Annotated in this window: 5 protein-coding genes and 1 tRNA gene; 1 reads left to right on the top strand and 5 read right to left on the bottom strand. The window is 71.1% G+C overall.

The window, feature by feature from the left end; genetic code table 11:
* Positions 1–278: 278 nt before the first annotated feature.
* The 5 genes from thrC to BZY54_RS34330 form a co-directional block, all read right to left on the bottom strand.
* Complete coding sequence (thrC, locus tag BZY54_RS34350; RefSeq protein ID WP_086729229.1) at positions 279–1,337, bottom strand: threonine synthase; 1,059 nt, start codon at positions 1,335–1,337, stop codon at positions 279–281.
* 6 nt (positions 1,338–1,343) lie between these two features.
* Entirely contained in the window at positions 1,344–2,633 is a 1,290-nt protein-coding gene (locus BZY54_RS34345; RefSeq protein ID WP_086729231.1) for a homoserine dehydrogenase, read from the bottom strand.
* Between the two features lie 170 nt (positions 2,634–2,803).
* Positions 2,804–4,195, bottom strand: a complete 1,392-nt coding sequence (gene lysA / locus BZY54_RS34340) for a diaminopimelate decarboxylase (RefSeq protein WP_086729228.1) — start codon at positions 4,193–4,195, stop codon at positions 2,804–2,806.
* 24 nt (positions 4,196–4,219) lie between these two features.
* Positions 4,220–5,383, bottom strand: a complete 1,164-nt coding sequence (gene nrtL, locus BZY54_RS34335; protein WP_086729227.1) for an ArgS-related anticodon-binding protein NrtL — start codon at positions 5,381–5,383, stop codon at positions 4,220–4,222.
* 336 nt (positions 5,384–5,719) lie between these two features.
* Positions 5,720–6,274, bottom strand: coding sequence for a response regulator (locus BZY54_RS34330; protein WP_086729230.1), 555 nt, complete (start codon positions 6,272–6,274; stop codon positions 5,720–5,722).
* Positions 6,275–6,404: 130 nt separating this feature from the next.
* On the opposite strand from BZY54_RS34330, the gene BZY54_RS34325 reads away from it, so the two are divergent.
* Positions 6,405–6,476: transfer RNA gene (locus BZY54_RS34325), tRNA-Arg, on the top strand.
* The last annotated feature ends 81 nt before the right edge of the window (positions 6,477–6,557 follow it).

The following is a 6,557-nucleotide window of genomic DNA, read 5'->3' as shown; positions in this document are numbered from 1 at the left end:
GGGTGCGCGGGGCACGGCGCGCGGCTCGTTGGCCGTCCCCGAGGCCGGTGTGCGGTATCGCCGTCACCGAGGCCGGGCGGGTACAGCGCACCGTTTCCGTGGCCTTGCGGCGCCTGCGCACCGCCGGGCTCCCGGCGGCCGGCGGCCCGATGGGCCGACGGGCCCACGGCCGACAGCGGGACCGCCGGCGGCCGAGACGCCGCCGGCCCCCACACCCTCGGCCCGCCCACCGGCCGCCGAACGACGACGGCCGCCGGGTCGGGCGAGGTCCAGCCGGGTCAGGCGAGTCCGAGCCGCTCCGCCGCCGTGGCCGCGTCGACCGGGACGGTGACCGGCTGCGGGGCGCCCGCGACGGCCCAGTCCGGGTCCTTGAGGCCGTTGCCGGTGACGGTGCACACGATCCGCTGCCCAGGGTCCACCTTGCCCTGCTCGGCGGCCTTCAGCAGACCGGCGACCGAGGCGGCGGACGCCGGCTCGACGAAGACGCCCTCCTGCGCCGCCAACAGACGGTAGGCGCGCAGGATTTCACGGTCCGTCACCTCGTCGATGGCACCGCCGGACTCGTCCCGCGCGGCCAGCGCGAACTGCCAGGAGGCCGGGTTGCCGATCCGGATCGCGGTGGCGATGGTCGACGGGTCCTTGACGATCTCGCCGCGCACGATCGGCGCGCTGCCGGAGGCCTGGAAGCCCCACATGCGGGGGGTCCTGGTGGAGACACCGTCGGCGGCGTACTCCTTGTAACCCTTCCAGTAGGCGGTGATGTTGCCCGCGTTGCCGACCGGCAGGACGTGGATGTCGGGCGCGTCACCGAGCATGTCGACGATCTCGAACGCGGCTGTCTTCTGGCCCTCGATACGTACCGGGTTGACCGAATTGACCAGCGCCACGGGGTAGTTGTCGCTGAGCGAGCGGGCGAGGGTCAGGCAGTCGTCGAAGTTGCCGTCGACCTGGAGGATCTTGGCGCCGTGCACGAGCGCCTGCCCCATCTTGCCGAGGGCGATCTTGCCCTGCGGCACGAGCACGGCGGAGACCATCCCGGCCCGTACGGCGTAGGCGGCCGCGCTGGCGGAGGTGTTGCCGGTGGAGGCGCAGATGACCGCCTTGGCCCCCTCCTCCTTCGCCTTGCTGATGGCCATGGTCATGCCGCGGTCCTTGAAGGACCCGGTCGGGTTCGCGCCCTCGACCTTGAGGTGGACCTCGCAGCCGGTGCGCTCGGAGAGCACCTGCGCGGGCACGAGGGGCGTACCGCCCTCACGGAGCGTCACGACCGGCGTGCTCTCGGACACCGGCAGCCGGTCCCGGTACTCCTCGATGATTCCGCGCCACTGGTGGGTCATTGCTGCTTACTCTCCTTCAACCCGCATGATGCTGGCGACACCGCGGACGGTGTCGAGCTTGCGCAGCGCCTCGACGGTCCCGCCGAGGGCGGCGTCGGAAGCACGGTGGGTGACGACGACGAGGGAGGCCTCGCCGTCCTTGCCCTGCTGGCGAACAGTGTCGATGGACACGCCGTGCTCGGCGAACACGGTGGCCACCTGGGCGAGCACGCCCGGTTTGTCGGCGACGTCCAGGCTGATGTGGTACCGCGTGACGACGTCGCCCATGGGCGAGACGGGCAGGGCGGCGTACGCCGACTCGCCGGGCCCGGTGGCCCCGTTGAGCCGGTTGCGGCAGACGGCGACCAGGTCGCCGAGGACGGCGGAGGCGGTGGGCGAGCCGCCGGCGCCCGGCCCGTAGAACATCAGCTGCCCCGCGGCCTCCGACTCGACGAACACGGCGTTGTACGCGCCGCGCACCGAGGCCAGCGGATGGCTGAGCGGGATCATCGCGGGATGCACGCGCGCGGTGACGGAGGCGCCGTCGGCCGCCCGCTCGCAGATGGCGAGCAGCTTGATGGTGCAGCCCATCTCCTTGGCGGAGGCGAAGTCGGCGGCGGTGACCTCGGTCATGCCCTCGCGGTAGACGTCGTCGAGCCGCACGCGCGTGTGGAAGGCGATCCCGGCCAGGATGGCGGCCTTGGCGGCGGCGTCGAACCCTTCGACGTCGGCGGTCGGATCGGCCTCCGCATAGCCGAGGGCGGTGGCCTCGTCGAGGGCCTCCTGATAGCCGGCCCCGGTCGAGTCCATCTTGTCGAGGATGAAGTTGGTGGTGCCGTTGACGATGCCGAGGACCCGGTTGACCTTGTCCCCGGCCAGGGACTCGCGCAGCGGCCGGATCAGCGGGATGGCCCCGGCGACGGCGGCCTCGTAGTACAGGTCCCTGCCGTGCTCGTCGGCGGCGGCGTGCAGGGCGGCCCCGTCCTGGGCGAGGAGCGCCTTGTTGGCGGAGACGACGGAGGCACCGTGCTCGAAGGCGGTGGTGATGAGGGTCCGCGCGGGTTCGATCCCGCCGATGACCTCGACGACGACATCGAGGTCGCCGCGTTTGACGAGGGCGGTGGCGTCGGTGGTGATGAGGTCCGGGTCGATCCCCTCACGGACCTTGGAGGGCCGCCGCACGGCCACCCCGGCGAGTTCGACCGGGGCGCCGATCCGGGCGGCGAGGTCGTCGGCGTGCGTCGTCATGATGCGCGCCACCTCTGAGCCGACAACCCCACAGCCCAGCAGCGCCACCTTCAGCGGACGCGTACGCATCATCCGACCTCGTTTCCTCATACCGTCTACGGTTCGACCAGTCTCACTCACCGGACCGGAGTTTCTGTCATTTGTCCGGATCGTGAGACGTTTATTTCATTTTCGTCGGGCCGGAAAACCGGAGATCTTCCGGCCCGAAGCCTTCTGCTCAGCCGACATCGCTCGTCACCTCACCCGACATCGAGACGGAGAAGGTCATCCTCCGTCTCCCGGCGGACGATCACCCGGGCCTCGCCGTCGGACACGGCGACCACCGGCGGGCGCAGCGCGTGGTTGTAGTTGCTGGCCATCGACCGGCAGTAGGCACCGGTGGCGGCCACCGCGATGAGGTCGCCGGGCGCCAGGTCCGCCGGCAGGAAGGCGTCCTTGACCACGATGTCCCCGCTCTCGCAGTGCTTGCCGACGACACGCACGAGCATGGGCTCGGCATCGGAGGCGCGGGAGACGAGCGCGACGCTGTACTCGGCGTCGTAGAGCGCGGTGCGGATGTTGTCGGACATGCCGCCGTCGACGGAGACGTACGTGCGCAGCCCCTCGAGCGGCTTGATGGTGCCGACCTCGTAGAGCGTGAAGGCGGTGGGGCCGACGATGGCGCGTCCCGGCTCGACGGAGATGCGCGGCGTACGGAGCTTGGCGGCCTCGCACTCGCGCGTGACGATCTCGGTCAGCGCCTTGGCGATCTCGTGCGGCTCACGCGGGTCGTCGTCGCTGGTGTACGCGATCCCGAGCCCGCCTCCGAGGTCGATCTCGGGCAGCTCGACGCCGTGCTCGTCACGGATGTCCTTGAGCAGCCCCACGACGCGATGAGCGGCGACCTCGAAGCCCGACATGTCGAAGATCTGGGACCCGATGTGGCTGTGGATGCCGATCAGCTCGATCCCGTCGAGCCGGAGGGCCCGCCGTACGGCCTCGGCGGCCTGGCCCCCGGCGAGCGGGATGCCGAACTTCTGGTCCTCGTGGGCGGTGGCGATGAACTCGTGCGTGTGCGCCTCGACACCGACCGTGATCCTGATCTGGACCTTCTGCCGCTTCCCGAGCGACTGCGCGATGTGCGCGACCCGGACGATCTCCGGGAAGGAGTCGAGCACGATCCGCCCGACCCCGGCCTCGACGGCGCGGGTGATCTCGGCGGCGGACTTGTTGTTGCCGTGGAAGGCGATCCGCTCCGCGGGCATCCCGGCGGAGAGCGCGGTGGCCAGCTCGGTCCCGGAACAGACGTCGAGATTGAGCCCCTCCTCGTCCAGCCACCGGACGACGGCACGGGACAGGAACGCCTTCCCGGCGTAGAAGACGTCGGCGTCGTGCCCGAAGGCACTGCGCCAGGCCCGGGCACGGGCGCGGAAATCGGCCTCGTCGAGGATGTACGCGGGAGTCCCGAACTCCTCGGCGAGCCGGGTGACGGGAACCCCGCCGACGGTCACGGCACCGTCGGCGTCGCGCCCCACGGTCTGCGCCCAGACCTTGGGATCGAGGCTGTTGAGATCGGCGGGCGGCGCGGAGTAGTGCCCCTCGGGCAGGACATCGGCGTGACGGGGCCCGGCGGGGTGTGCGGAACGGCTCATGTCGGTGTGTCTCTCTGGGCTCTCTCAGAGGTGGTCAGGTGCGTCGACGCCGAGCAGGGACAGGCCGCCGGCCAGCACCGTCCCGGCGGCTTCGGCGAGGGCGAGCCGGGCACGGTGGGCGGCCGAGGGTTTCTCCTCGCCGAGCGGAAGCACGGCCGGGAGGAGGGGCAGCACGGCATCGGCGACGCTGACGAGGTGCCGGGCGAGACGATCGGGCGCATGGTGCGCGGCGGCCTGGGCGAGCACCCGGGGGTGATCGGCGAGGCCGGTGAGCAGTGGGCGGGCGACGGTGGCAATGGTGCCTGCAGTGACCGGGGAGGTAGCTGTGACCTCCGTGGCGACCGGCCCGGGCTCGGGGCGGAACCCGAGATCGGCGGCGTTGCGGCGCAGGGCCCGGGTGCGGGCGTACGCGTACCGGACGCGGAAGAGGGGGTTGCTCTCGCGCTGCACGAGGTGCTCCCGATCGATCCGGGCCCGGTCGTGCCCCGCGGGGTGGAGCAGGGCCCAGCGTCCGGCGTCGCGGCCGAGGGCGAGGACCTCGGGGCAGGCGGGTTGCGGAACGGGGACGGGCCGGACGTCCCCCCGCGCAAACCTCCGGCGGCCGACCGCACCCTGCCCGAAGGCGTCGACGCCGTCGAAGGCATGGATGCTGTCGAAGGCATCGAGACGCACGCCGAGCAGGGTCGCCCACTCCGGAGGGGGCGGGCTGTCACAGCCGATGCGGACCTCGTGGCCCTGTGCCTGGAACAGTCGGGCAACGACGTCCGTCACGACGACGGCACGAACATCACAGGGACAGCGCAGCAGAACGCCCCGCCTGCTGCCCCCCTGCCCCCGCTCGACATGCCCGTAGCGAGGACCGCGCCGCAGAATCTCGGCGACGAGACGACCGGAGCCGCCCCCGGAGTCACGGAGGCTGATGTTGAGGAATCCGGGCCCGGTGACGGAGACGTCGTCGATGCCGTCGCAGGCGACAAGGTGCCGGCGCAGCACATGGGCGACCCGCTGGGCGGGCTGCCCGGCGGGCCGGGCGAGCTGGAGGGCGACGTTGGTGGCGTAGTCCCCGCACCCCCCGGGCCCCGGCGGACCGACGACCACCCGCTCGGGAACGCTCACCCGCAGCTCCCCCACGTCCACAGCACGACGCACCGCGTGCAGCACGGTGCGGGAGAGCTCGACGGGGGTCACGGGACAAGCGTAGGGGAGGAAGGGGGTGGGTAGGCGAGCCGGTTTCGGCGGGGTATCGGGATGTGGACGTCCGAGCGGAGTGACGGTACTCACGCCGCTGACGCCTCGCCCCGGAGAACCGCACCGATCAACGCGAGGGACACGACGGCGAGCACACGCGGGACCCGGCCGAATCAGCTGACGCAGAAAGAGCACGACGGCCGGCGCTGACCCCACTGGCCGCGTTGAACCCGCTGACCCCACTGAGCCCAGGCAGAAACGGACTGATCAAACCCGGACGGGAGCGGACTGATCAAACCCAGACGGGACTGGCGGATTCGCAAGCCGACGGTCCACTCACGAGCTACCAGTGCTACGCCCAGCCCGCTCAGCACCACTGGCACCACCGGCACCGCTGGCACCACCATCGGCACCGCTGGCCCCAGTGGGCCCGGTGGACCCAGTGGAACCAAGCTCCCTCCCCCGCGCCTCGACCAACTCCAACACGACCCGGACGAGTTCCGACGGCTCGAAGGGCTTGGCGAGGAAGGCGTCGACGCCGACACCGAGCCCGGCCTCGACCTCGTGCTGCGTACAGGCGCTGACGATGGCGAGGGGAAGGTCGCGCGTCCGGGGATCGGCACGCAGTTCCGCCGCGGTCGTAAGCCCGTCGAGCCGGGGCATGACGACATCGAGGGTGACGACGTCGGGCCGCACCTGGTGGACGACATCCAGACACTCGGCACCATCGGCCGCGGTCACGACCTCGAGACCCTCGAGCTCGAGATTGACCCTGATCAGCTGCCGGATGACCTTGTTGTCGTCCACAACAAGCACCCGGCCGGAAGCCCCTGGCACAACTTGAGCGTAGGTCCGGACCGGCCATCGCGTCCGGGTTTTCCCCACTTCCACCCCCTGCGGGGGACACAACCACTCCCACCGGACGCCCTCACCGCGCAGCACCCCGGAAAACGTTCATGACCACCCCGCGGGAGCTGGTAATGTTCTACCCGTCGCCGGGCGCAGACAACGCACCCGACCCGCCCCCGTAGCTCAGGGGATAGAGCAACGGCCTCCGGAGCCGTGTGCGCAGGTTCGAATCCTGCCGGGGGCACCTCGAAGAAGGTGCCAAAAGACCCCGCCACCAGCAGAAACGCTGAGTGCGGGGTCTTCTTGTTTGTGCAGTCGTATGCAG

Source organism: Streptomyces carpinensis (assembly GCF_002154505.1).
Lineage (GTDB): Bacteria > Actinomycetota > Actinomycetes > Streptomycetales > Streptomycetaceae > Streptomyces > Streptomyces carpinensis.
This window is presented reverse-complemented; position numbering and strand designations above follow the sequence as displayed.